Source organism: Tenacibaculum sp. XPcli2-G (genome assembly GCF_024124505.1).
Lineage (GTDB): Bacteria > Bacteroidota > Bacteroidia > Flavobacteriales > Flavobacteriaceae > Polaribacter > Polaribacter mesophilus.
Map to the genome: position 1 here is coordinate 367,684 of NZ_JAMXSH010000004.1, position 23,934 is coordinate 391,617.

Below are 23,934 nucleotides of genomic sequence, written 5' to 3' on the forward strand. Positions count from 1 at the left end.
AGTATAGAAAACCCCTTCATTTTGTTTTCTTTTATCCCCTAAGAGATATTGTCCCCCGTCTCTTAACATCTATCCTAAGTACATCGCTATTTTTAAAAAAATCTAATCTCAATAAATATACAAGTCATGAAAAACTTTACTCCTTATTTACTAGCTTTGAGTCTTAGTGTTATTTTTGCTTCTTGTTCTTCTAACGAAGCAGAAGTTATAAAGAATAATCCAGAAAATTTATTACAATCATATACACTTAAAAGAGATGCAACTGGGGCCTACTCTATTGATTTTAATACAGCTAATAATACCGATGTAACTACATTGACTAATACAGACAATTCTAAAGAGATTATTTTAGCTGAAACTGCACAAAAGACATCTACAAAACACTCTAATGATTTTTCTATTGAAAACAATCATTTAAAAATTGGTTTTTTAGAAGCTAATAGAGGGAAAAAAACTGATATATATATTGAAGATGAAAACATTACCTTTGCTAAGGGTATTACCGAATTTTTGAACTCATATAGTATTACAGCAAATGAAGATGGTACATATCAATTAAATTTTACTATTAATAATAATGTTACTACAGATTTTGTATATAATAAAGGGATTGAAACTTACGAAGTGCATTTATCAAACGGTACCTCAACTCAAAAAACATTTTCAAGAGAATTAGAAATGAATCCTGAGTCTAAAATATTAAGATTAGATTTTGTTAATCATAAATATGTTGGTAGAATGGAAGTTGAATCTGTCGACAGAAAACCAAGATCTATTATTGTGGATCACACTATAATATAATAAAAATGTACAAAAGCTCTTTGCTCTTTTTCCTAATAACTACTATAACCTTTACTTCTATTTCTTCTCATAGCCAGAAAAAAAAGCATCCTTTATTTGATGAATATAATAAAGCTGAAGAACTCTTTAATGAAGAGAAATATAGTATTTCATTAGAAAAAAGTCTAAAAATACTTTCTGAAATAGATTCATCAGGTCATTTTGAATTAAAATATAAAACTTCATTTTTAATTGGAGATATTTTCAGGCAAATAAACGACCATGAAAAAGCTATTACGTACTACAAAAAAGCATTAGCTAACTTTAAATATAACTCTTCTTTTAAAAAAGAGCACTCGAATATAGTTGAAAATAATTTCAAAATAAACAAAATATTGTTACGTATTGGAGGACAATTTCATATTTCCAAAAAGAAAGACAGTGCTATTAAGTACTACAAAAAGATACTAGCTAGTAACTCATTTAACCAGCAAGACCTCACAACCAAAGCAAGCTCATACACCAACCTTTCTAATATATACAGAGAAGACTCTATTTACGATTTAGCCAAGGAGTATTCTTTAGAAGCTATAAAAATTTATAAGAATTCAAATAAGAAAGTTTTAGAATCCGCTGCACTCGGTAATTTAGCTAGTATTTATCTTGAACAAAAGGATTATGAGAAAGCAAAAAAAATATACTTAGAAGGTTTAGATTTAATAAAACAAGACTCAAGCAATAGAGCTACAAAATATAAAGAGTTTCTATATTTCAACCTAGCATATACTTTATATCTACAAAAAGACTACAGAGCTTATGATTATCAAGAAAAATCTTATAATATCAAGGACGACTTTAGGGATATTGAAATAAGAAGAATTGTCGATGAAATTTACACAAAACACGAACTTAACTTAGAAAAAGAAAAAACAGCCTTAGTTGAAGAACAACGTAAACTAGAAGAAGCCCAAGAAGCTAAAACCTCTATGCTCTTTGGTGCTTTAAGTTTTTTGGTATTAATTGTTTCAGGAGTAATTATATACAATTATAAGCTTCGTCAAAAAAACTTACGCCTCAAGTTATCTGAAAGTAAACTTATACAACAACAAAACCTTGAGAAAGTAAGATCAGAAGCACAAGTTAAAATTCTAAACGCTACGATTGACGGAAAAGAAACTGAACGAAAACTTATCGCAGAAATATTACACGATAATGTTAGCGCACTACTTTCATCTGCAAACATGCACTTAACAGCTACAAAAAAACAATTTAACGGCAATACTCCTCAAGAAATAGAAAAAACACAAGCTATTATTTCAGAAGCATCTCAAAAAGTAAGAGATTTATCTCATAATTTGGTTTCATCTATTCTATTAAAATTTGGGTTAGAATATGCTATTAAAGATGTTGTTAAAAAATATTCTAATAGCCAATTAAAACTTGAGGTTTCAGCAAAAAACATCAACAGATACAACCAAGAGTTTGAAATAAAAATATTTAATGTGATTCAAGAATTAATCAATAATATCTTGAAACATAGTAAAGCCAAACATGCACAAATAGATTTAAAAGAAGAGAAGAATCAACTAACCGTTCTCGTTAAGGATGATGGGGTAGGATTTTCTACCTCGTCTTCTTCTTTTTCTGATGGTATTGGACTTAACCAAGTTGAAGCTAGAGTTCACATGATGGATGGTAAGCTAACTATAAAGTCTCAAATAAATGTAGGCACTACAATACAAATTATAGTTCCAATATTAAGAAAAGAAAACAACTTTAACAAGTTAACCTCTGTTAGCTAATTCAATAATTTCCATATTTTTTATATTACTATTATCTATTTCAAAACGTAGCATCGTTCTAACTTTATGAAATCCATGATTTCCTGCTGCTCCTGGATTTAAATGTAACAAATTCAGATTCTTATCATACTGAACTTTTAATATATGCGAATGTCCACAAATAAACAGTTGTGGTGTATTACTTTTTAACTCTTCTCGAACCCTTTGATTATATTTATTCGGATAGCCTCCAATATGAGTTATCCAAACCGAAACACCATCTATTATAAATTTATTATCTAACGGAAATTCTGCCCGAGCACTTTTATCATCAATATTTCCATACACTGCTCTCAATGGTTTTAGCTTTTTTATACTATCAGTAACTTGTAGGTTTCCAATGTCACCTGCATGCCAAACCTCATCAGCTTGTTTTACAAACTTTAAAATTTGTTCATCTATAAAACTATGTGTATCGGAAAGTAATAAAATTTTCTTCATTGAAACAAAACTAATAAAAATCAAACCAACACATTATTAACTTATAAGTATTTTAGCAAAACTTAAAACATTATTTTACCTCATATCTAGTACATTTCAAGTTATAATTTTATAATTTAGCTGTTTAAAATCTTTACACTTCTTGAGGTATTTCATTGAATTAGCATACAACGGAAAAAATTATCATGGATGGCAAATACAACCACACGCAATGTCCGTTCAAGAAAAAATCAATAAGGCTATTAGCACTATTTTAAGAAAAGAAATAATTATCGTAGGTGCAGGAAGAACAGATGCTGGCGTGCATGCATCTCAAATGTTTGCTCATTTTGATGTAGAAACCCCACTAAACAGTAATTTCACCTACAAGTTAAACGCTATTTTACCTAATGACATCGTTATCTTTAATACTCAACTAGTACATAACGATGCTCATGCTCGTTTTGATGCACTTAGTAGAAGCTATGAGTACAAAATTTGGCTAGGTAGAAATCCTTTTTTATTAAATACTACTTGGCAATTACACCACCAGCAATTAAATATAGAGTTAATGAATAAAGCCGCTGCAACTCTATATGATTATGAAAATTTTGAATGCTTTTCAAAAGTAAAGACAGATGTACATACATTTAACTGTACTGTAACCAATGCTAAATGGATTAAAAATGGTAATGAGTTAACGTTTCATATCAGTGCCAATCGTTTTTTAAGAAACATGGTTCGTGCTATTGTTGGAACTTTAATTGACGTTGGTTTAGAAAAAATAACTGTAAATGATTTCAAAAAAATTATAGAAAGTAAAAATCGAAGTAAAGCAGGCGTATCTGTTCCTGCAAAAGGTTTATTTTTAACAAAAGTAAAATACGAATATATATAGTGAGTAAAACAACAGGAAAAGCATTCGATATTAAAATTTTTGCACGACTAATGAGTTTTGCAAAAAAGTATCGCATACGATTTATAATTGCAGCATTATCTACTATTTTACTAGCAGGGTTTGCTGTGCTAACCCCTGTCATTTTAATGGCTGCCATAGATGACTTTATTACAAACAAAGATTTTTCTAGACTATTGTATTTCACAATAGCCATGATTGTGGTTTTATTAATTCAAGTCTTTTTCCAATTTAGTTTTATTTACTACGCTAACTGGGTTGGACAACATATTATTAGAGACATAAGAGCTATCACTTTTAGAAAAATACTCCAATTTAAAATGGGATATTTTGATAACTCTTCAGTTGGAAAATTAGTAACTCGTGTTGTTTCTGATATAGAAACTATTGCTAATTTTTTTACACAAGGTGTTTTTATGATCGTTAGCGATGTTTTGAAAATGATTGTGGTAATAGTCGTAATGCTATATACCAATTGGAAACTAGCAATAATAGCACTTGCAACCTTACCTGTTTTAATTTATGCTACTAAATTATTTCAAATAGCCATAAAATCTACTTTTCAAGATGTAAGAAACCAAGTAGCAAACCTAAACAGCTTTGTTCAGGAAAGAGTTACGGGAATGAAAATAGTTCAGCTTTTTAATAGAGAAAAGATAGAGTATAAAAACTTTATTGATATTAATAACAAACATAAAAAAGCACATGTTAAAACAGTTTGGTATTATTCTATTTTTTTCCCTATCGCAGAGATTTTATCTTCAATTGCAATAGGTTTAATTGTTTGGTATGGTGGTTTACAAGTAGTTGAAAACAAAGCTGCAAGTGTTGGTGCCATTATTGGTTTTATAAAAATGGCTCAAATGCTTTTTAGACCCTTAAGACAAATAGCTGACAAATTTAATCAGTTACAAATGGGGATTGTTGCTGGTGAACGTGTTTTTAACATAATAGACACCGAGAGCTCTATAGATAAGAATGGATCAATTATTGCTAACAACATACAAGGAGCTATTAATTTTAAAGATGTAAAATTTAGTTATATAGAAGGGGAAGAAATTTTAAAAGGTATTAATTTTAGTGTTAAAAAAGGACAAACCGTTGCCATTGTTGGGGCTACAGGAGCCGGAAAATCAACTATAATTAATCTTATAAATCGTTTTTACGAAATAGATAGTGGTGAAATATCTATTGACAATATTCCTGTTCAAGATTACAAAATAACTTCTTTACGTCAAAAAATAGCTGTGGTATTACAAGATGTTTTTTTATTTTCTGATAGTATTTTAAACAACATCACTCTTAAAAATGATAAAATTTCTCTCAAAGAAGTACAAACTGCCGCTAAACAAATAGGAATTCATGAATTTATTATGAGTCTTCCTAACAATTACTATTATAATGTAAAAGAACGTGGTGGTATGTTATCATCTGGTCAACGCCAATTAATTGCTTTCTTACGAGCATATGTTAGTAAACCTAGTATTTTAATTTTAGACGAAGCTACTTCTTCAGTTGATGCACATGCAGAACAAATGATTCAATATGCTACGGATGAAATTACAAAAAATAGAACTTCTATTGTAATTGCTCATCGTTTAGCAACTATTAAAAAGGCTGATATGATTATAGTTATGGACAAAGGATCCATAGTCGAAAAAGGAAACCACATAGAGTTATTAAAAAAACACGACGGCTATTATAAGAATTTGTACGAAAAACAGTTTAATAATGAAACGGTAGTGTAAATAAATTTGTTTACATCAATCAAAATAGTACATTTGTTATTCAATCTAAAAATTAAAAATCAAAAACGATGAAAAAAGTAATTTTATCTGCATTTGTAGTTGCTTCTTTATTAGCAACCTCTTGTAAAAACACAAAAGAAGAAGCTAAAGACGTTAAAAAAGAAGCTGTTGAAACAGTAGACAAAGCTACTGAAGAAACTAAAGAAGCTGCTAAGGAAGTTGAAGAAACTACTGAAGAAGCTGTTAAAGCTGTAGAGTCTGCAATTGAAGGTATCGAAATTCCTGAATTTGAAGATCCAAAAGTAGGTGAATACTTACAGTCTTATACTGAGTATGCTAAAACATACATAGAAGCAAAAGGAGATGTAGTAAAAAACTCTGAATTAGCTCAAAAAGGTGTTGAATTAGCTAGTAAATCACAAGAAATTCTTGGTAATTTAAGTCAAGATGATGCTGTTAAGTTTAGCCAAGTTATGACTGCTATTCAATCTAAAATGGCTCCTGCTCAATAATCTTTTTTGGACAGAACATAAAAAAAGCTCGCAAGTTGCGAGCTTTTTTTATGCCATGACATCTTTTTCTAATTTTTTACGAAGTTCTTCCAGCGACTTATACAACACAAATTCACCATCTTTTATATAAGAAAGCTCACCTGTTTCTTCTGAAACCAATAAACAAAGGGCATCTGTTTTCTCACTAACCCCAATAGCTGCTCTATGGCGTAACCCAAACCTAGAAGGTATTTTAGTACTACTAGAAATAGGTAGTATTACTCGAGTAGCTACAATATAATTATCACGAATAACTGTTGCTCCATCATGTAACGGGCTATTTTTATAAAAAATACTCTCTATAATTGCTTCATTCACCAAAGCATTCATTTTATCTCCCGTATTAATTAAAAAATCAAGGTTGTTTGTTTTTTCAATGACTAATAATGCCCCTGTTTTAGTTTTTGACAAGTTAACACAAGCTGTTAAAATAGTTTCAACATCTGTTTCGGAATGAATTTCAGTTTTTAGAAACTTCAACTGATTTAAAAACCCCTTTTTAGTAGAAAAATTAGTAGTTCCTATCATTAATAAAAACTTACGAATTTCTTGTTGAAACACAATAATCAATGCTATAACACCACCAGAAAGTAAATAACCTAAAATACCACTTAACATCTCCATGTGCAAGGCTTGAGTAACTTTCCATATTAAAAATATAAATGCAATTCCTATTACAATGTTAATCGCTACGGTTCCTTTTAACAACTTATAGATATAGAAAAGCAACACAGCTACCAAAAAAATATCTAACACATCAAGAAACGAAAAGTTGATGAAATCTAAATTCATTAATTTTTTGAAGTTTTTTAACTTTAAAACAAGCTTTTAGGCATTTTGTCTTTACCTAATAAGTAAATGTAAGGATTTTATTACAACTGTTCCACAATTTTAACCGCCTCAACTGCTTCTTTTACATCGTGCACCCTTAAAATGTGTGTTCCGTTTAGCAAAGCAATTGTATTTGCTACAGTAGTAGCATTTAGAGCTTCTTGCGATGTAATTCCTAACAATTTATATAACATAGATTTTCTAGAAACCCCAGTTAAAATAGGAACATCTAAACTTTTAAACATTGATAACCTTTTAAGCAACTCATAGTTTTGATTAAGTGTTTTACCAAAACCAAAACCAACATCTATAATTACATCATTCACCTTTAGCTGGCGCAATTTAAAAAGCTGTTCTGCAAAAAAAGAAACCACTTCTGTAACCACATTTTCATATTGAGGATTTTGTTGCATATTTTGCGGTGTTCCCTGCATATGCATCATAATATATGGAACTTGTAATTTTGCCACTGTCTCAAACATTTTCACATCCATCTTTCCACCAGAAATATCATTTATAATTCCAGCACCTGCATTTATCGACTCTTCCACTACTCTACTTCTAAATGAGTCTACCGAAATAATAATTTCAGGAAAATTTTTAACCAACGACTCCACCACAGGAAGCATTCTTTGTAGTTCCTCTTCTTCCGAAATATGCTTTGCTCCTGGTCTTGAAGAATATGCACCTACATCAATAAACGTAGCCCCTTCACTCAACATCTTTTCTGCCTGTACAAGGATATCTCGTTCATTTTTATACTTTCCTCCATCAAAAAAAGAATCAGGAGTAACATTTAAAATCCCCATAACCTTAGGCTTAGTTAAATCCACCAAGGTTCCTTTACAATTAATTGTCATCATGCTAAATTTCCAAGTAAAAATAAATGAAAAGCTTGTAATATTTACTATTTTTGGTCGAATACTTTTAAACAGGAAAGATGCAAGATACCTCAAAACAGTATGATGCTGTAGTTGAAGAATGTAAAAGTTTATTTATAAAAAAAATGAGCGATTATGGTAGTGCTTGGAGGATTTTAAGACTTCCATCACTAACCGATCAGATATTTATCAAAGCTCAACGTATACGTCAATTACAAGAAAATACTGAGCGAAAAGTTGATGAAGGAGAAAAATCAGAATTTATAGGCATTATCAATTATTCAGTAATGGCATTAATTCAAATTGAGTTAGGTATTGTTGAGCAACCTGATTTAACTACCGAAGAGGCTACTACTTTATACGATAAACACATAAAAATCGCCAAAGAGTTAATGGAAAACAAAAACCATGATTATGGTGAAGCTTGGAGAGACATGAGAGTTTCTTCGTTAACCGATTTAATTCTGCAAAAACTACTTCGTGTAAAACAAATTGAAAACAATCAAGGCAAAACTTTAGTTTCTGAAGGAATTGATGCTAATTATCAAGATATGATTAATTATGCTATTTTTGCCATGATTCACCTTTCTGAATCAGATAATTAACCTAAAAAACACCCCTATGATTTTAAAAATGCTAACTCATATTTCAAGAGTACTTGTAGGACTTCTTTTTATTTACTCTGGATTTGTAAAATTGATAGATCCAATCGGATCTCAATATAAATTTGAAGAATATTTTGGCGCCGATGTATTAAATTTAGAATTCTTAATTCCTTTCGCTTTACCTTTTTCAATTCTTTTAATTGTTACCGAATTGGTTTTAGGTATTATGCTTTTAGTAGGTTACAAACCTAAACTTACTGTTTGGAGCTTATTTGGTTTAAACCTAGTTTTCTTATTTTTAACTTGGTACTCTTATACCTACAACAAAGTTACAGATTGTGGATGTTTTGGTGACGCTTTAAAACTTACACCTAAAGAAACATTTTACAAGAATGTTGTTTTTATGATTTTTATTGTGATTCTTATTATTGGAGTTAAACACATTAAACCTTTAGTTTCAAATAAATTTGCTTCTTTAACAACCTTTAGCTCTGTTTTTCTATCATTAATTATAACTTATTATGTTTTACAACATTTACCAATTATTGATTTTAGAGCTTATTCTATAGGTACAGATATTGCCAAAGGAATGGAATACCCAGAAGATAGCGACGAACTTCCTCCTATACATGATTTCATGATAGAGACAGACGAAGGAGATAAGTTGGAAGAAATGCTTGCAAAAGAAAAAGCAATGCTTGTTATTATGTCTAATTTAAAGAAAACAGAAAAAGAAGGTATCGCTGATGTTTCTAAGATTGCAAAACAAGCTAGCGAACAAGGTTATGAAGTTTATGTATTAACCGCTTCTTACATTGAAGATTTAGCTGCTACCCAAAAAGAATATGGCCTTCCTTACACCTTTGGTTTTTGTGATGAAACTGCTCTAAAAACCGTAATCAGAGCTAACCCTGGTATTGTTACTGTAAAAAAGGGAATCATTTCAGGAAAATGGAATTGGACAGATGCTGACGATGTAGAACTATAAACCGCTATAACATATATATAAAGAAAACCTCACAAATTTGTGAGGTTTTCTTATTTTCGCAATGACATGAAAAGCTCCTGTAGAGATTCTTACAACATCTCATTCAATAAAAGAGCAAAATTTGGCTATTAACCCAGAAGTATTTTTTGTGAAACAGTTATTATTAGTTTTTATAGGTGGTGGAGCAGGAAGCGTTTTACGATATATTATCGGAAAAGCTCTAAACAGCTCTCAAACAGGAATTCCGTACGGAACTTTTGTTGCTAACATTCTTGGTAGTTTACTTATTGGAATTATTTTAGGACTTGCTACTAAAAACGAAACCATAACACAAAACCACACTTTATTATTAGCTACTGGTTTCTGTGGCGGATTTACAACTTTTTCAACCTTTGCCTATGAAAATCATATCTTTCTAAAATCTGGAGATTTCGCCTCTTTTGCGCTATATACTGTTACTAGCTTTATCATCGGATTTTTAGCTGTTTTCGCAGGAATTTACTTAGTAAATTATTTTTGGACGAATTCACAAACTATTTAAACTACACTTTACCCTAAAAACAAATCTCACTTTGTGAGTAAATTTATATAACAAATGAGTGAACTTATACAATACAAATCAGAAGAAAACTATGTAATCATCACTATTACTAACGGAAAAGCTAATGCTATTTCTCATGAAGTGATTGATGCTTTAAACACCTCTTTTGACAAAGCTGAAAAAGAAGAAAAACCAGTAATACTAACAGGACAACCAGGAATATTCTCTGCTGGTTACGACTTAAAAAGCATGACTCAATCTCCTGAATCAGCTTTAAAATTGGTTACCAAAGGATCTAATTTATCACATAGAATGTTGTCTTTTCCTTACCCTATAATTGCTGCCTGTTCTGGTCATGCTGTGGCAAAAGGAGCTTTCTTACTCCTATCTGTTGACTATAGACTAGGAATTGAAGGTGATTTTAAAATTGGATTAAACGAAGTTTTAATCGGTATGACCATGCACAATGCCGGTATTGAAATAGCTAAAGTACGTTTAACCCCTGTTTATTTTGAAAGAAGTGTTAGTTGCTCTGAAATTTACAATCCACAAGATGCTATTACCGCTGGTTTTTTAGATAAAATTGTTCCTCAAGAACATCTATTACCTACTGCAATCAAAGTAGCTTCAATGTTTTCTAAACTAAACAAGAAAGCTCATAAAGAAACTAAACTCAAGGTAAGAAAACCATATTTGGATTCGTTAATAAAAGCAATTAAACAAGACAGTGAAGAAGGTTTAACACCTCCTTCAAAATAAAAGTGTCCTGCAATTGCAGGACACTTTTATTTTGGTTTTTTATATGCCATTACCCCTGCTTTAATTTCTGTATTTAGGTAATTATCACTTGGCGTAATTGGACAAGAATACCTATCACTGTAAGCGCAGTAAGGATTGTAAGCTTTATTAAAATCTACCTCTACAGTTCCATCTTCCTGTATATCGGTCGTATAAATATCTATAAAACGACCACCTTTATACGATGTTTTTCCATTTGTTTTATCTAAAAAAGGTAAAAACAAATGATTTGCATACTCAGGAGTAGGATTTACATCTTGATAAATAGTAAGCTTAAAGTCTTCTCCATCAATAGAAAAAGATAAAACTCCATATTTTCTATACATTACCACCCTGTTTGTTGTTGTAGGAAAATTAGTAATAGGAGTATTAAACGTCTTTTCTAAGTTAGCTTTTACAGTGTACTTTTTATCAATAGGAAAAAAATCTAAGCCTTTAAATTTCTTTAACCCTTTTTTTGTAAGCGGAGATCTTGAAGCATCTTTAAACTTAGCATTCATTTCCTTTTGAAAATTAGAATCTCCTAAAACACTTCTTTTTCCTTGACTGTTACAAGAAAATATTAAAACAACAAAAATTAAGAATAATAACTTTCTCATGTTCCTACTTTAACGTCTATATAAACGCAAAAGTACTGCATAATAACTAAAAACTCTCTCATTCCTTAAAAATTCACTAAATTAACCAGCTAAAACTGTTAATTTTCTATTAATAATTTGAAATAGCAAAATAAAATCGTTACTTTTATATTTATAGATAATACTTATAACTGATAATACGATGATGCTAAAAAATATTTTAGTCTTATAAGAAAAACTTATTAACTAATAAACCAAATTGATAAGCTTATTTGTTTAGAAACAGAAAGTTTCCCATATATTTGTCGCCCCAGTTATTTTTAGGCACATATCTTTTTTATCAGACAAAACCTAATAAAGAAATTTTAAATTAAATTGGTAAATTTTATGAATTCAGAATTAATCAATAAGGCGGAAGAATTTGAAAACAGAAAATTCAAGTTTATTACTACTAGTGATAGAATACTAGCCGCTAGAGAAGCAAAAGCTCTTATACTAGAGATTAATGAGGTATATAAACAAACAAAAGACAGCGCATTAATGGATTTAATGAAACGGTTAACAGCTGTAAAACAACGCATTGAAAAACGTTTAAAAGGAAAACCTTTAACAGCTTAAACAATAAATAATGTTTAAGCTCGTTTACAGTATACACAATAGGAATAGTAGTTTCATCAACTACCACTCTCATTATAATATTTATTCTTGATAAAGTTCTAAGTAAAATTACTTAGAACTTTTCTTTTTTAAATATATTTGTAACATCGGGATGTAGCTTAGTCCGGTTAAAGTGCTGGTCTGGGGGACCAGAGATCGGTGGTTCGAATCCACTCATCCCGACTTCTTTTATTTTTTTTCAAAAAAATTCTACCTCTCTAAATAATCAAAACAAACTAAAATTCAACAACTTAAAAAACTTCTAAAATCATTACAAAAAACACCTTTTAAAAAAAATAAAAAAAAGTTTTTTCAGTTTCAAAAAACATTATATATTTGCCACGCTTTTGAGGCAAACGCCGATGTAGCTCAGCTGGCTAGAGCAGCTGATTTGTAATCAGCAGGTCGTGGGTTCGAGTCCCTCCATCGGCTCAAAACTAAAAGCGCTAACAAAAAGTTAGCGCTTTTTTTATGCGCTTATTTTGCTAAATTTGTCATAACTCTATTTTTACAAAAACTTAATGAAGAATATATTTGTTATTGGTATTGCTGGAGGTACAGGAAGTGGAAAAACCACGGTAGTAAACCAAATTATTAACGAACTTCCTGCAGATGAAGTTTGCGTTATCTCTCAAGACTCCTACTACAAACAAACAGACAACCTAACTTACGAAGAACGTACTAAGATTAATTTTGACCATCCTAGAGCAATTGACTTTGATTTAATGGTAGATCACCTATCTGAATTAAAAAATGGATGTATTATCGAACAACCTGTTTATTCTTTCGTTGCTCACAATAGAACCAAAGACACCATAAAAACACACCCCAGAAAAGTTATTATAATTGAAGGTATTTTAATTTTTAATAGCAAAGAACTTCGTAACTTGTGTGACATAAAAGTTTTTGTTCATGCTGATGCTGACGAACGCTTGATTAGACGTGTAAGAAGAGACATTAAAGAACGAGGTAGAGATGTTGATGAAGTTTTAAACCGTTACCAAAGCACTTTAAAACCTATGCACCAACAATTTATCGAACCTACAAAAAATTATGCTGATATCATTATACCTAACGATAGATATAATACCGTAGCTATAGATATTGTAAGAACTGTAATTAACGACCGTTTATAACATGAGTTTAAAATCAATTAAAAACAAACCTTCCTTTAAAATAGTCACTAATATTTACGTGATTATACTCACTGTTTTTGTGGTTTGGATGCTTTTTTTTGATGAAAATTCTTACCTTACCCATAGAGAGTTTAATAAAGAGATTAATGAACTAAAGAGCTGGATTGATTATCATGAAAAAAAAATCAAGAAAGACAAAAAAACCATCCAACAACTACAAGACTCTCTTCAACTAGAACGCTATGCTAGAGAAAAGTACTTAATGAAGAAAGAAGATGAAGATATTTATATTATTGAATTTGATACCATAAAAAAGTAATGAGTAACTATTTATTTGACGAATTTCAAGGTGTTACCCCTGCAGAATGGAAACAAAAAATACAAGTAGACCTTAAAGGTGCCGATTATAACGATACACTTTTATGGAAAACTGAAGAAGGTATTACTGTAAAACCTTTTTACACTAAAGAAGACAGAACCAATATTCAGATTAATACCCCAAATAAAGGTTTTGCTATTTGTCAATCTATTAACATTGAGAATGAAGAAGAAGCAAATACATTTGCTATCGACTCAATTAAAAGAGGAGCAAACGCCATAAAATTCAGCGCAAAAAAAGAGTTTGACTACAATACCTTATTAAAAGGAATTGACACTCAAAAAACCTTACTTTACTTTACTTTTAATTTTTTATCATCACAATTTGTAAAAAAACTAGCTGATTTCACAAACTCGGACAAGTGCTACTTCAATATAGATGTTATAGGAAACTTAGCTAGCTCAGGAAACTGGTACTCTAATCTTAAAAGCGATCATACACAATTAGAAGAAATAGCAAAAGCTACTCAAAATGCTATTTGTGTTAATGCTTCCATTTATCAAAATGCAGGAGCAACCATAGTTCAACAATTAGCATATGCACTTGCACACGCAAACGAATACTTGAATCATTTTGGAAACTCAATTGAAAACAATATTCACTTTAATTTTTCTGTAGGAAGTAATTACTTTTTTGAAATAGCCAAACTACGAGCTTTTAGAATTTTATGGAGTGCTCTTTTAAAAGAATATAACATTGAAGCAACCGCTCACATTTTCGCTCAACCTAGTTTACGTAATAAAACTTTATATGATTATAACGTAAACATGCTGCGCACTACCTCTGAGTGTATGAGTGCTATTTTAGGAGGAACAAACACTATCGCCAATAACTCTTACGATAAAATTTTTCATCAACCGAACGAATTTGGTGAACGTATATCAAGAAATCAACTATTAATTCTACAGCAAGAAAGTGAGCTAGCAGAAGCTCAAAAGATTGCTGATGGTGCATACTACATTGAAACAATTACTCAACAACTTGCCCAAAAAGCACTAGAAGTTTTTAAATTAATAGAAAAAGGTGGTGGTTTCTTAAAACAATTAAAAGAAGGAGTTATCCAACGAAAAATAAAAGAGTCTGCAGATAAAGAACAACAATTATTTGACTCAGGAGAATTAGTGTTACTTGGAACAAACAAAATTCAAAACGAAAATGACAAGATGAAAAACGATTTAGAAGTTTCGCCTTTCTTGAAAATTCGTAACGAAAAAACACTAATTCAACCTATTATTCAAAAACGATTAGCTGAAAAGCTAGAACAAGAACGTTTAGAAAATGAGTAGAAAAGATATATCAAACATACAAATAGATAAAAGCCAAGAACAGCAAAACAAAAACTTTAAACACGAAGATTTTGTTGCAGGTATTGCACCTAACTTACGTGGACCTTACTCTACCATGTATGTTCGTAGACCTTGGACAATTCGTCAATATGCAGGTTTTTCTACAGCTGAAGAAAGCAATGCTTTTTACCGTAGAAATTTAGCTGCTGGTCAAAAAGGATTATCAGTTGCTTTCGATTTAGCTACACACCGTGGTTACGACTCAGACCACGAACGTGTACAAGGTGATGTCGGAAAAGCTGGTGTTGCTATAGATTCTGTGGAAGACATGAAAGTTTTGTTCGACCAGATACCTTTAGATAAAATGTCCGTTTCCATGACTATGAATGGAGCCGTTTTACCAATTTTGGCATTTTATATTGTAGCAGCTGAAGAACAAGGTGTAGCTCCTAAACTATTATCAGGAACTATTCAAAACGATATTTTAAAAGAGTTTATGGTGCGTAATACTTACATTTACCCACCTACTCCATCAATGAAAATTATTGCTGATATTTTTAGATATACTTCTGAAAATATGCCTAGATTTAATTCAATTTCTATCTCTGGATACCATATGCAAGAAGCTGGTGCTACTGCAGAAATTGAATTGGCTTATACTTTAGCTGACGGATTGGAATACATTAAAAAAGGGCTAGAAGCAGGAATGGACATTGACACCTTCGCTCCTCGCTTATCTTTCTTCTGGGCTATTGGAATGAATCATTTTATGGAAATTGCCAAAATGCGTGCAGGAAGAATGTTATGGTCTAAATTGGTAAAGCAATTTAACCCTAAAAATCCAAAGTCATTAGCATTAAGAACTCACTGCCAAACTAGTGGATGGAGTTTAACTGAGCAAGATCCTTTTAACAATGTAGCCCGTACTGCAATTGAAGCTATGGCTGCTGCTTTTGGAGGAACACAAAGTTTACATACCAACGCTTTAGATGAGGCAATTGCCTTACCTACCGATTTTTCAGCACGCATTGCTCGTAACACACAAATATACTTACAACAAGAAACCCATATTACAAAAACAGTTGATCCTTGGGCAGGTAGTTATCATGTAGAAAAACTTACTGAAGAAATTGCCAATAAAGCATGGGAGCTAATTCAAGAAGTTGAAGAATTAGGAGGAATGACCAAAGCTATTGAAAAGGGGATTCCTAAAATGCGTATTGAAGAAGCGGCTGCTAAAAAGCAAGCCAAAATCGATAGTGGACAAGATGTTATTGTTGGTGTTAACAAATACCAATTAGAGCAAGAGGATCCTTTACATATTTTGGAGGTAGATAATGAAGCAGTTCGTCAATCTCAAATTGACAGACTAAACGACTTAAAATCGAAAAGAAATCAAGCTGAAGTAGATAAAACTTTACGTGATTTAACTGAATCTGCTAAAACAGGTGAAGGGAATTTATTAGATTTAGCAGTAAAAGCAGCAAGAAACAGAGCTACTTTAGGTGAAATTTCTGACGCTCTTGAAACTATTTTTGGACGTCATAAAGCAGTACATAAAACAATATCTGGCGTGTATAGTAAAGAAATAAAAGACGACGAGTTATTTAAAAAAGCTACCGAATTAGCTGATAAGTTTTCAGAATTAGAAGGGCGACGTCCTCGAATTATGATTGCTAAATTAGGACAAGACGGTCACGATCGTGGTGCTAAAGTAGTTGCTACTGGTTATGCTGATTTAGGTTTTGATGTAGATATAGGTCCATTATTCCAAACACCACAAGAAGCCACCAAACAAGCTATAGAAAATGATGTACATATTTTAGGTATTTCATCATTGGCTGCAGGACATAAAACGTTAGTTCCGCAAGTTATTGCTGAACTTAAAAAATATGGCCGTGAAGATATTATGGTTATTGTTGGTGGTGTAATTCCAGCACAAGATTACCAATTCTTATTTGACGCTGGTGCTGTAGGTGTTTTTGGCCCTGGAACTAAAATTGCGCAAGCTGCCATTGATATGTTAACTATTTTAATTGATAGTGTAGAAGAATAACAGTTATGAAAATAAAATTTATTGATAGAAAAACAGGTAAAATAATTACCGAAACCCCTCCTGGAGAAGGGTATTTAAAATTGCTTTACAACAATCCGTTTGGAAAAATGGCTTTATTACCATTAGTTAAACGTAAATTTTTGTCATCGTGGTATGGTAAACTCATGAACAAACCTAATTCTATTAACAAAATAAACAGTTTTGTTAGAGAACTTCAAATCGACATGAGTGAAGCCGAAAGACCATCTGAAGACTACATTTCTTTCAATGACTTTTTCTATCGAAAATTAAAACCTGGTGCACGCCCTATTGAGGAAGGCTTTGTTTCTCCTGGTGACGGAAAAATGTTAGCATTTAAAAGCATTTCTGATATTCATAACTTCTTTATCAAAGGAAGAAAATTTACCTTAGAGGAATTTCTAGGCAATAAAGAGCTAGCCACAAAACATAAAAACGATTCTTTAATTATTTTACGACTCGCTCCAAATGATTACCACAGGTATCATTTTCCATACAACGGAACTCCTTCCGAAGTAACCAAAATTAAAGGACGCTACTTCTCAGTTTCTCCGCACGCTTTGGCTGCTAACTTCACTAGAGTATTCTGCGAAAACAAAAGAGAGTACTGTACTTTGGCAACACAAGACAAAGGAGATATTATCATTGCTCCCGTTGGAGCGACCATGGTTGGAAGTATTATTGAAACCTACAAACCTAATTCCGAAGTAAAAAAAGGCGATGAAATGGGATATTTTGCTTTTGGCGGTTCAACTATTGTGTTATTAGTTAATAGTTCCAAAATAACTATTGATGAAGATATTTTAACCAACACCAAAAACAAGATGGAAACCTTTGTTAAAATGGGAGAAAAGATAGGTATTTAATTATGCTAATTTTAACAATTCTTTTCTCAAAATAACACTCATTCTTTCAAAAAAGCGAGCTTTAATCCGTAAATTTGCAACGTTTTATACTTAGCAGATTTACTGATGAAAAAAATCTTAGATATTCTCTACTCTACCCGTTTAATGGCTGTATTATTTTTTGTTTTTGCCATTGCCATGGGAATTGCCACTTTTATTGAAAACGATTACGGAACCCAAACCTCTAAAGCATTAGTGTACAATACTTGGTGGTTTGAGTTGATTATGGTGTTCTTTGTTATCAATTTTTTTGGAAATATTTTTAAGTACCGATTATACAAAAAAGAAAAATGGTCTGTGTTATTATTTCATATATCATTTCTATTAATCTTAATAGGCGCCGGTATTACTCGTTATATTAGTTATGAAGGTTTAATGGTTATTGATGAAGGAGAAACAACCAATCAATTTTATTCTGAGCATACCTACTTAAATGTCATTATTGACAATGGTGAATTTCAAAAAACTACTGCAAACAAATTACTTTTATCTGCTTGGGGTAAAAACTCTGCAAGTTTTGAAGAAAACTTTCAACCTAAAAAGGCAGGAAAAAATCATACGGTTTCTTTTAATTTAGTTGACTATATTCCTTGGTCTGAAACAAAAATGGTTTTAGACGAAAACGGAACAGAGCATTTATTTTTTGTAGAAAGTTCTGATGGAAGCAGACACGAGCATTACATTAAGAGAGGAACTATTGAAAATATTCATAATATTTTGGTAGGCTTTGAAGCTCCTAATAAAGAGGCAGCTTCAATTAACTTCTTTTATGAAGACGGTAGCTTAAAAATGATTTCTAAAAATAATGGAGATTGGTTTAGAATGGCTGATCAAAAGAAAGGTTTAATAGTTAAAGATAGTGCTCAACATTTTCAATTATTAACACTTCACAACGTAAATGGATTACAATTTGTAGTCCCTAAGTCTCCAGAAAAAGGAGAGATTAAAACAGTTAGGGGTAAAAAAGATGATAAAAAATATGACACCGTAATTTTTGATATAACTACAAATGGAGAAACTGAACGCGTTGAGTTTTATGGAGGCAAGTTTAATGTAGACAATCAACAACAATTTAGTATTGGAAATTTAAATTTTAGAGCTTGGTATGGATCTAAATTGTTACAAACCCCTTTTAGCGTAAAATTAAATGATTTTCAATTAGAAAAATATCCAGGATCAGAAAGTGCCGCAGCTTATGCTAGTGAAGTTACTGTAATTGCTCCTAACGAAACATTCGATTATAGAATATTTATGAACCATATTTTAGATTACGGAGGGTATAAATTTTTCCAATCAAGTTATAAAATTGACGGTGAACACGAGCAAACACATTTATCTGTAAATCACGATTTTTGGGGTACTTGGGTCACGTACATTGGTTATTTCTTATTGTTCTTTGGTTTAACTGCTTCTTTATTTGTTAAAAATACTCGTTTTTACGACTTAAAACAATCATTAGTTAAAATACGAAACAAGAAATCCAAGCTATCTCTAATTGCTTTATTTATTTCTTTAGCTAGTTATACGCAACATAAACAACATGAACCAAAACAAGTTTCTCAAGCCCAAATTGATTCTATTTTAATCGCAAATAAAGTAGATAATAAACATGCTGATTTATTTAGTTCTTTAGTTATTCAAGATGCTGGTGGACGTATGAAGCCTGCCCACACCTTTGCTTCAGAATTAGTTAGAAAAGTAGCCCATGTAGATAAATTTAAAGACATGGATCCTAGCCAGATTTTACTTTCAATTACAGAAAGCCCGATGCTTTGGTTAAACGTTCCCTTTGTGTATCTGGAAAAAGGAAACACACAAATTAGAGAAATTTTAGGGCTTTCTGAAGATACTGAATATGCTCGTTTTATTGATTTTTACAATCCTGATGGCTCTTCAAAAATTAGCAAACTTGTTGTTGAAGCTGAGAAGAAAAGGATTCAAAATAAATTTGAACAAGATGCTATTAAGATTGAAAGAAGAGTTTGGTTGTTATCGCAAGCTTTAGGAGGTGGTATATTACGTATTTATCCAATTCCTAACGACGAAAATAACAAATGGGTTTCGCAGCCCGAAACACTACAGGCAAATTTTAAAGGAACAGATTCTGTTTTTGTTCGTCAGTCATTACCCGTATATTTACAGTTATTACAAGCATCAAAAAAATCGGGAGATTATACTGAAACCAATAAGGTTTTAAATGGAATTAAGAAATTCCAACAAAAATTTGGTTCAGAAGTTATTCCTTCTAAAGACAAAATCGATTTAGAAATAGCTTACAATAAGTTAAATATTTTTGTAAAACTTTCTAAATATTACGGATACGTAAGTTTACTTTTAATTGTTTTTGTTTTCTTACAAATTTTTAATAACAAACCATGGGTTAACAATATAGTTAAGATACTTATAGGAATTGTTATTTTCCTTTTCGTTTTTCATGTATTAGGATTAACAGCTAGATGGTATATTAGTGGCAATGCCCCTTGGAGTAATGCTTATGAGTCCATTATTTTTGTAGGTTTAGCAACTATGTTATTTGGGTTAATTCTAGGAAAAAAATCTTCATTAACCATAGCTGCTACAACATTTTTAGTCTCGATTATTTTAGCTTTTGCTCACCAAAATTGGTTAGACCCTGAGATCGCTAACTTACAACCAGTATTAAACTCTTGGTGGCTATATGTACACGTTTCTATAATTGTTGCTGCTTACGGACCTTTCTTCTTAGGAATGATTCTTGGTGTATTTGCTTTGTTTTTAATCGTTTTTACCAACAAGAAGAACAAAAAGAAAATGGATTTACACATTAAAGAATTAACTATTATAAACGAAATGGCATTAACTGTTGGTTTAGTAATGTTTACGATTGGTAACTTTTTAGGTGGAATGTGGGCAAATGAAAGCTGGGGACGTTATTGGGGATGGGACCCTAAAGAGACTTGGGCTTTAGTTTCTATTATGATATATTCTTTTGTATTACATATGCGTTTAATACCAGGTTTACGAGGAAGATACACTTTCAATTTAGTTTCTATTTTAGCCATCTCATCAATTATGATGACTTACATGGGGGTTAATTTTTACTTATCTGGCCTACATTCTTATGCAAGTGGTGATAAAGTAGTTACGCCAGCATCAGTTTATTATTCTTTAGCTTTTGTTGCTGTTTTAGGAACTCTTGCTTGGATAAAAAACAAAAAGTATTACAAAAAATAAGTTGATAGGTTTTCTGTTAAAAAAATGTATTTTTGCAAACCGATAAAAAGAAGAGACAATTATGTTCAATAAAAATATAAAATTAGTTTTAGCTACCTTAATTACTATATGGTCTGTATATGAGTTCACACAAGGGCACATTATGAACGGTATATCAATACTATTACTTGCTGGACTATTTATTTTATTTTATTTTAAAAATGAGTTTATTCTTTTAGCTTTCTTACAACTACGTAAACAAAATTTTGCTGGAGCTCAAAAATGGTTAGGGTATATTAAAAACCCATCTACTGCATTAACAAAAAAGCAAGAAGGGTATTATAATTACCTACATGGTATTATGCTATCTCAAACTAACATTACTCAAGCCGAAAAGTTTTTAAAGAAAGCTGTTAAGTTAGGTCTAGCTATGGATCATGACTTAGCCATGGCTAAATTACAATTGGCTGGAATAGCAATGACTAAACGTAGAAAAAGAGAGGCTACAAACTTAATGGCAGAAGCTAAAAAGCTAGATAAACATGGCATGCTTAAAGAGCAAATGCAAATGATGAAACAACAAATGAAGAAAATTTAATGCTTCATCTTATTTTTGATATTTTCCTTAACTCTTTTAGTAGTATATTTAGCTTGTAAATAAGATAAGAAATGGTTTTAATTGCCGATGGTGGTTCTACTAAAGCTGATTGGATAGCTCTCGATGATACTAAAAAAGAAGTTTTTAGAACAACTACTCTAGGTCTAAACCCGTCTGTTTTAACAAAAGATGAAATGCTTAGCACAATAAATAGTGCTAACAGCTTATTAAAAATACAAAACGACACTTTACAAGTCCACTTTTATGGAGCTGGTTGTGGAAGTCCTAAAGCTGCTAAAAGTTTACAAAATGTTCTAAAATCTATCTTTAAAAAAGCAACTGTATTTGTTTCTGAAGATACCTTAGCCGCTGTTTATGCTAGTACTGGTAAAAACCCTGGTATTGTGTGTATCTTAGGAACAGGTTCTAACAGCTGTTATTATGATGGAAAAGACATGATTACTACAGCTCCATCACTTGGCTACACTATTATGGATGAAGCTAGCGGGAATTATTTTGGCAAAAAATTATTACGTGATTTTTACTATAATAAAATGCCAAAAAAAATAGCTTCAGCATTTAAAACTTCTTTTGAACTTGATACTGATACCGTAAAAATAAACCTATATAAAAAACCATATCCAAATATGTATTTAGCTTCTTTTGCTAAATTTATGCTGGAGTATAGAGATGAAAAATACGTCAGAAAAATGATAAAAAAAGGGGTTCAAGAGTTTTTCAAGTATCGTATTCTTCCTTTTGAAAAAAATAGTCAAACACCAATTTATTTTATCGGATCAATTGCTTATTACTTTCAAGATATATTAGACAATGTCGCCTCTAAAAATAATTTATCTATTACTAATGTAATTCAACGTCCTATTGATAATTTGGTTAACTTTCACCGAAATAATTCTTTTTAAAAAAGCGCTACAACTCTTTCTAAAGCCATACCTCTAGAGCCTTTTACTAAAATTGTGCTACTCTCAATTTGGTTGTTCTTTATATATTCTTCAAACTCATAAAACCCATTAAACCTTTTATACTTAGTCGTGGTTTTATAAAAATTCTCACCTATAAGGAAAGCTTCGTCTAAGTTTAATTCTTTTATAAAATTTACAATACTCTGGTGTTCGTTTGAACTATATTTTCCAAGTTCAAACATATCTCCTAAAATTATTGTTTTATTATTAGCTTGCAGCTTACTAAAACTCTCTAAGGCTGCTTTCATACTTGTAGGGTTAGCATTGTAAGCATCTAGAATTATTCTATTAGTTTTTGTATTTATTACCTGAGACCTATTGTTAGAAGGGACGTAACTTTCAATTGCCTCTTTTATTAATTCTGTTGTTACATTAAAGTAATTACCAATAGTTATCGCCGCTGATATGTTAGCAAAGTTATAGGCTCCTATTAAATTACTTAATATCTCTGTATTATTATACGACAACTTTACAAATGGATTAGCCTCTATAAACTTTATGCTTTCATCAAAGGTAATACTCTCTATATCTTTTGTTTTAGCTATCTGCTTTTCATCATTGGGATTAACAAAAACTTTTTTGTTTTTGGCTCTCAAATAATCATATAATTCTGATTTAGCCTTTACCACACCTTCTAAAGAACCAAAACCTTCTAAATGTGCGCTTCCAAAATTTGTTATATATCCATAATCAGGGTTTGCTATTTCTGATAAAAACTCAATTTCTTTAGCATGATTTGCTCCCATTTCTACAATGCCAACTTCTGTATTCTTATTCATTGACAATAAAGTTAATGGTACACCAATATGATTATTAAGATTTCCTAAAGTTGCTGTAGTTTTATATTTTTTTGATAAAACTGAATTTATCAATTCTTTTGTTGTTGTTTTCCCATTACTTCCTGTTAATGCGATTACAGGAATTCCTAATTGATTTCTATGATGATTTGCAAGTTTTTGTAGAGTTTCCAAAACATTATCAACCAAAATTAATTTTTCTGAAGTTTTATAATCAGCTTCATCAATTATTGCGTAACGAGCTCCATTAGTTATTGCCTCTTCGGCAAACTTATTTCCATTAAAATTCTCTCCTTTTAATGCAAAAAAAAGTGTGTTTTTTCTAATAGTTCTAGTATCTGTATCTACTAAACCATGTGTGATATATAAACTGTATAACTCTTCTATCTTCATAAAGTAAAAATAAAAAACCTCATTGAAATTCAATGAGGTTTTGTTGTATAAAATAC

General features: G+C 31.1%; 23 protein-coding genes and 2 tRNA genes. 20 read left to right on the plus strand and 5 right to left on the minus strand.

The window, feature by feature from the left end; genetic code table 11:
• Positions 1–126: 126 nt before the first annotated feature.
• Positions 127–801, plus strand: a complete 675-nt coding sequence (locus tag NH341_RS12630) for a hypothetical protein (RefSeq protein ID WP_159615384.1) — start codon at positions 127–129, stop codon at positions 799–801.
• A 5-nt stretch (positions 802–806) separates the two neighbouring features.
• A complete protein-coding gene (locus NH341_RS12635; RefSeq protein ID WP_159615382.1) occupies positions 807–2,582 on the plus strand; it encodes a tetratricopeptide repeat protein in 1,776 nt (591 codons plus the stop codon).
• Here the strand turns inward: NH341_RS12635 and NH341_RS12640 are convergent.
• The gene (locus tag NH341_RS12640) at positions 2,565–3,062 is read right to left on the minus strand and encodes a metallophosphoesterase (RefSeq protein ID WP_159494549.1); all 498 of its coding nucleotides are present in this window, start codon (positions 3,060–3,062) and stop codon (positions 2,565–2,567) included. The two genes, NH341_RS12635 and NH341_RS12640, sit on opposite strands and share 18 nt — an antisense overlap.
• Positions 3,063–3,204: 142 nt before the next feature.
• Here NH341_RS12640 and truA point away from each other — a divergent pair, with 142 nt between their 5' ends.
• From truA to NH341_RS12655, 3 genes are all read left to right on the plus strand, one after another.
• Positions 3,205–3,939, plus strand: coding sequence for a tRNA pseudouridine(38-40) synthase TruA (gene truA / locus NH341_RS12645; RefSeq protein WP_159615380.1), 735 nt, complete (start codon positions 3,205–3,207; stop codon positions 3,937–3,939).
• Positions 3,939–5,705 carry an ABC transporter ATP-binding protein gene (locus tag NH341_RS12650; protein ID WP_047790213.1) on the plus strand — a complete coding sequence of 589 codons (1,767 nt, stop codon included), beginning with the start codon at positions 3,939–3,941 and terminating at the stop codon, positions 5,703–5,705. The genes truA and NH341_RS12650 overlap by 1 nt, the downstream gene beginning before the upstream one ends.
• A 68-nt stretch (positions 5,706–5,773) precedes the next feature.
• Positions 5,774–6,217, plus strand: coding sequence for a hypothetical protein (locus tag NH341_RS12655; protein ID WP_047790214.1), 444 nt, complete (start codon positions 5,774–5,776; stop codon positions 6,215–6,217).
• 48 nt (positions 6,218–6,265) lie between these two features.
• On the opposite strand, the gene cdaA is transcribed toward NH341_RS12655, so the two are convergent.
• Entirely contained in the window at positions 6,266–7,048 is a 783-nt protein-coding gene (gene cdaA, locus NH341_RS12660; RefSeq protein WP_047790215.1) for a diadenylate cyclase CdaA, read from the minus strand.
• 80 nt (positions 7,049–7,128) lie between these two features.
• Positions 7,129–7,947 carry a dihydropteroate synthase gene (folP, locus tag NH341_RS12665; RefSeq protein ID WP_047790216.1) on the minus strand — a complete coding sequence of 273 codons (819 nt, stop codon included), beginning with the start codon at positions 7,945–7,947 and terminating at the stop codon, positions 7,129–7,131.
• Between the two features lie 80 nt (positions 7,948–8,027).
• Here folP and NH341_RS12670 point away from each other — a divergent pair, with 80 nt between their 5' ends.
• The 4 genes from NH341_RS12670 (at position 8,028) to NH341_RS12685 (ending at position 10,861) form a co-directional block, all read left to right on the plus strand.
• Entirely contained in the window at positions 8,028–8,573 is a 546-nt protein-coding gene (locus NH341_RS12670) for a DUF1599 domain-containing protein (protein WP_253057098.1), read from the plus strand.
• Between the two features lie 16 nt (positions 8,574–8,589).
• On the plus strand, positions 8,590–9,561 hold the full coding sequence (locus NH341_RS12675) for a BT_3928 family protein (protein ID WP_253057100.1): 972 nt from the start codon (positions 8,590–8,592) through the stop codon (positions 9,559–9,561).
• Positions 9,562–9,709: 148 nt separating this feature from the next.
• On the plus strand, positions 9,710–10,102 hold the full coding sequence (gene crcB / locus NH341_RS12680) for a fluoride efflux transporter CrcB (protein WP_047790268.1): 393 nt from the start codon (positions 9,710–9,712) through the stop codon (positions 10,100–10,102).
• A 54-nt stretch (positions 10,103–10,156) separates the two neighbouring features.
• Positions 10,157–10,861 carry a crotonase/enoyl-CoA hydratase family protein gene (locus tag NH341_RS12685; RefSeq protein WP_253057102.1) on the plus strand — a complete coding sequence of 235 codons (705 nt, stop codon included), beginning with the start codon at positions 10,157–10,159 and terminating at the stop codon, positions 10,859–10,861.
• Between the two features lie 26 nt (positions 10,862–10,887).
• On the opposite strand, the gene NH341_RS12690 is transcribed toward NH341_RS12685, so the two are convergent.
• Positions 10,888–11,499, minus strand: a complete 612-nt coding sequence (locus NH341_RS12690; RefSeq protein WP_047790220.1) for a DUF1684 domain-containing protein — start codon at positions 11,497–11,499, stop codon at positions 10,888–10,890.
• Between the two features lie 366 nt (positions 11,500–11,865).
• On the opposite strand from NH341_RS12690, the gene NH341_RS12695 reads away from it, so the two are divergent.
• The 11 genes from NH341_RS12695 (at position 11,866) to NH341_RS12745 (ending at position 22,628) form a co-directional block, all read left to right on the plus strand.
• The gene (locus tag NH341_RS12695; protein ID WP_047790221.1) at positions 11,866–12,096 is read left to right on the plus strand and encodes a hypothetical protein; all 231 of its coding nucleotides are present in this window, start codon (positions 11,866–11,868) and stop codon (positions 12,094–12,096) included.
• 147 nt (positions 12,097–12,243) lie between these two features.
• Positions 12,244–12,318: transfer RNA gene (locus NH341_RS12700), tRNA-Pro, on the plus strand.
• A gap of 175 nt (positions 12,319–12,493) precedes the next feature.
• Positions 12,494–12,567, plus strand: a tRNA-Thr gene (locus NH341_RS12705).
• A 98-nt stretch (positions 12,568–12,665) separates the two neighbouring features.
• Complete coding sequence (gene udk / locus NH341_RS12710; protein ID WP_047790269.1) at positions 12,666–13,271, plus strand: uridine kinase; 606 nt, start codon at positions 12,666–12,668, stop codon at positions 13,269–13,271.
• Position 13,272: 1 nt separating this feature from the next.
• Positions 13,273–13,590, plus strand: coding sequence for a septum formation initiator family protein (locus NH341_RS12715; protein ID WP_047790222.1), 318 nt, complete (start codon positions 13,273–13,275; stop codon positions 13,588–13,590).
• A complete protein-coding gene (locus tag NH341_RS12720) occupies positions 13,590–14,936 on the plus strand; it encodes a methylmalonyl-CoA mutase subunit beta (RefSeq protein ID WP_253057104.1) in 1,347 nt (448 codons plus the stop codon). The genes NH341_RS12715 and NH341_RS12720 overlap by 1 nt, the downstream gene beginning before the upstream one ends.
• Positions 14,929–16,992: a methylmalonyl-CoA mutase gene (gene scpA / locus NH341_RS12725; RefSeq protein WP_253057107.1), complete on the plus strand. Its 2,064-nt coding sequence runs from the start codon at positions 14,929–14,931 to the stop codon at positions 16,990–16,992. Before NH341_RS12720 ends, scpA begins: the two co-directional genes overlap by 8 nt.
• A gap of 5 nt (positions 16,993–16,997) precedes the next feature.
• Positions 16,998–17,876 (plus strand): phosphatidylserine decarboxylase, encoded by an 879-nt coding sequence (locus tag NH341_RS12730; protein ID WP_073184692.1) that lies wholly within the window; start codon positions 16,998–17,000, stop codon positions 17,874–17,876.
• Between the two features lie 105 nt (positions 17,877–17,981).
• The gene (ccsA, locus tag NH341_RS12735; protein WP_253057109.1) at positions 17,982–21,128 is read left to right on the plus strand and encodes a cytochrome c biogenesis protein CcsA; all 3,147 of its coding nucleotides are present in this window, start codon (positions 17,982–17,984) and stop codon (positions 21,126–21,128) included.
• A gap of 61 nt (positions 21,129–21,189) precedes the next feature.
• On the plus strand, positions 21,190–21,705 hold the full coding sequence (locus tag NH341_RS12740; RefSeq protein WP_167714256.1) for a DUF2892 domain-containing protein: 516 nt from the start codon (positions 21,190–21,192) through the stop codon (positions 21,703–21,705).
• A gap of 71 nt (positions 21,706–21,776) precedes the next feature.
• Positions 21,777–22,628, plus strand: coding sequence for an N-acetylglucosamine kinase (locus NH341_RS12745; protein WP_253057111.1), 852 nt, complete (start codon positions 21,777–21,779; stop codon positions 22,626–22,628).
• On the opposite strand, the gene murF is transcribed toward NH341_RS12745, so the two are convergent.
• Complete coding sequence (murF, locus tag NH341_RS12750; protein WP_253057113.1) at positions 22,625–23,878, minus strand: UDP-N-acetylmuramoyl-tripeptide--D-alanyl-D-alanine ligase; 1,254 nt, start codon at positions 23,876–23,878, stop codon at positions 22,625–22,627. The two genes, NH341_RS12745 and murF, sit on opposite strands and share 4 nt — an antisense overlap.
• Positions 23,879–23,934: the final 56 nt, after the last annotated feature.

Coding starts and splice junctions, on each gene's coding strand:
- NH341_RS12630 (WP_159615384.1), top strand. CDS start 127: ATGAAAAACTTTACTCCTTATTTACTAGCTTTGAGTCTTAGTGTTATT.
- NH341_RS12635 (WP_159615382.1), top strand. CDS start 807: ATGTACAAAAGCTCTTTGCTCTTTTTCCTAATAACTACTATAACCTTT.
- NH341_RS12640 (WP_159494549.1), bottom strand. CDS start 3,062: ATGAAGAAAATTTTATTACTTTCCGATACACATAGTTTTATAGATGAA.
- NH341_RS12655 (WP_047790214.1), top strand. CDS start 5,774: ATGAAAAAAGTAATTTTATCTGCATTTGTAGTTGCTTCTTTATTAGCA.
- cdaA (WP_047790215.1), bottom strand. CDS start 7,048: ATGAATTTAGATTTCATCAACTTTTCGTTTCTTGATGTGTTAGATATT.
- folP (WP_047790216.1), bottom strand. CDS start 7,947: ATGACAATTAATTGTAAAGGAACCTTGGTGGATTTAACTAAGCCTAAG.
- NH341_RS12670 (WP_253057098.1), top strand. CDS start 8,028: ATGCAAGATACCTCAAAACAGTATGATGCTGTAGTTGAAGAATGTAAA.
- NH341_RS12675 (WP_253057100.1), top strand. CDS start 8,590: ATGATTTTAAAAATGCTAACTCATATTTCAAGAGTACTTGTAGGACTT.
- NH341_RS12685 (WP_253057102.1), top strand. CDS start 10,157: ATGAGTGAACTTATACAATACAAATCAGAAGAAAACTATGTAATCATC.
- NH341_RS12690 (WP_047790220.1), bottom strand. CDS start 11,499: ATGAGAAAGTTATTATTCTTAATTTTTGTTGTTTTAATATTTTCTTGT.
- NH341_RS12695 (WP_047790221.1), top strand. CDS start 11,866: ATGAATTCAGAATTAATCAATAAGGCGGAAGAATTTGAAAACAGAAAA.
- NH341_RS12715 (WP_047790222.1), top strand. CDS start 13,273: ATGAGTTTAAAATCAATTAAAAACAAACCTTCCTTTAAAATAGTCACT.
- NH341_RS12720 (WP_253057104.1), top strand. CDS start 13,590: ATGAGTAACTATTTATTTGACGAATTTCAAGGTGTTACCCCTGCAGAA.
- scpA (WP_253057107.1), top strand. CDS start 14,929: ATGAGTAGAAAAGATATATCAAACATACAAATAGATAAAAGCCAAGAA.
- NH341_RS12730 (WP_073184692.1), top strand. CDS start 16,998: ATGAAAATAAAATTTATTGATAGAAAAACAGGTAAAATAATTACCGAA.
- ccsA (WP_253057109.1), top strand. CDS start 17,982: ATGAAAAAAATCTTAGATATTCTCTACTCTACCCGTTTAATGGCTGTA.
- NH341_RS12740 (WP_167714256.1), top strand. CDS start 21,190: ATGTTCAATAAAAATATAAAATTAGTTTTAGCTACCTTAATTACTATA.
- NH341_RS12745 (WP_253057111.1), top strand. CDS start 21,777: ATGGTTTTAATTGCCGATGGTGGTTCTACTAAAGCTGATTGGATAGCT.
- murF (WP_253057113.1), bottom strand. CDS start 23,878: ATGAAGATAGAAGAGTTATACAGTTTATATATCACACATGGTTTAGTA.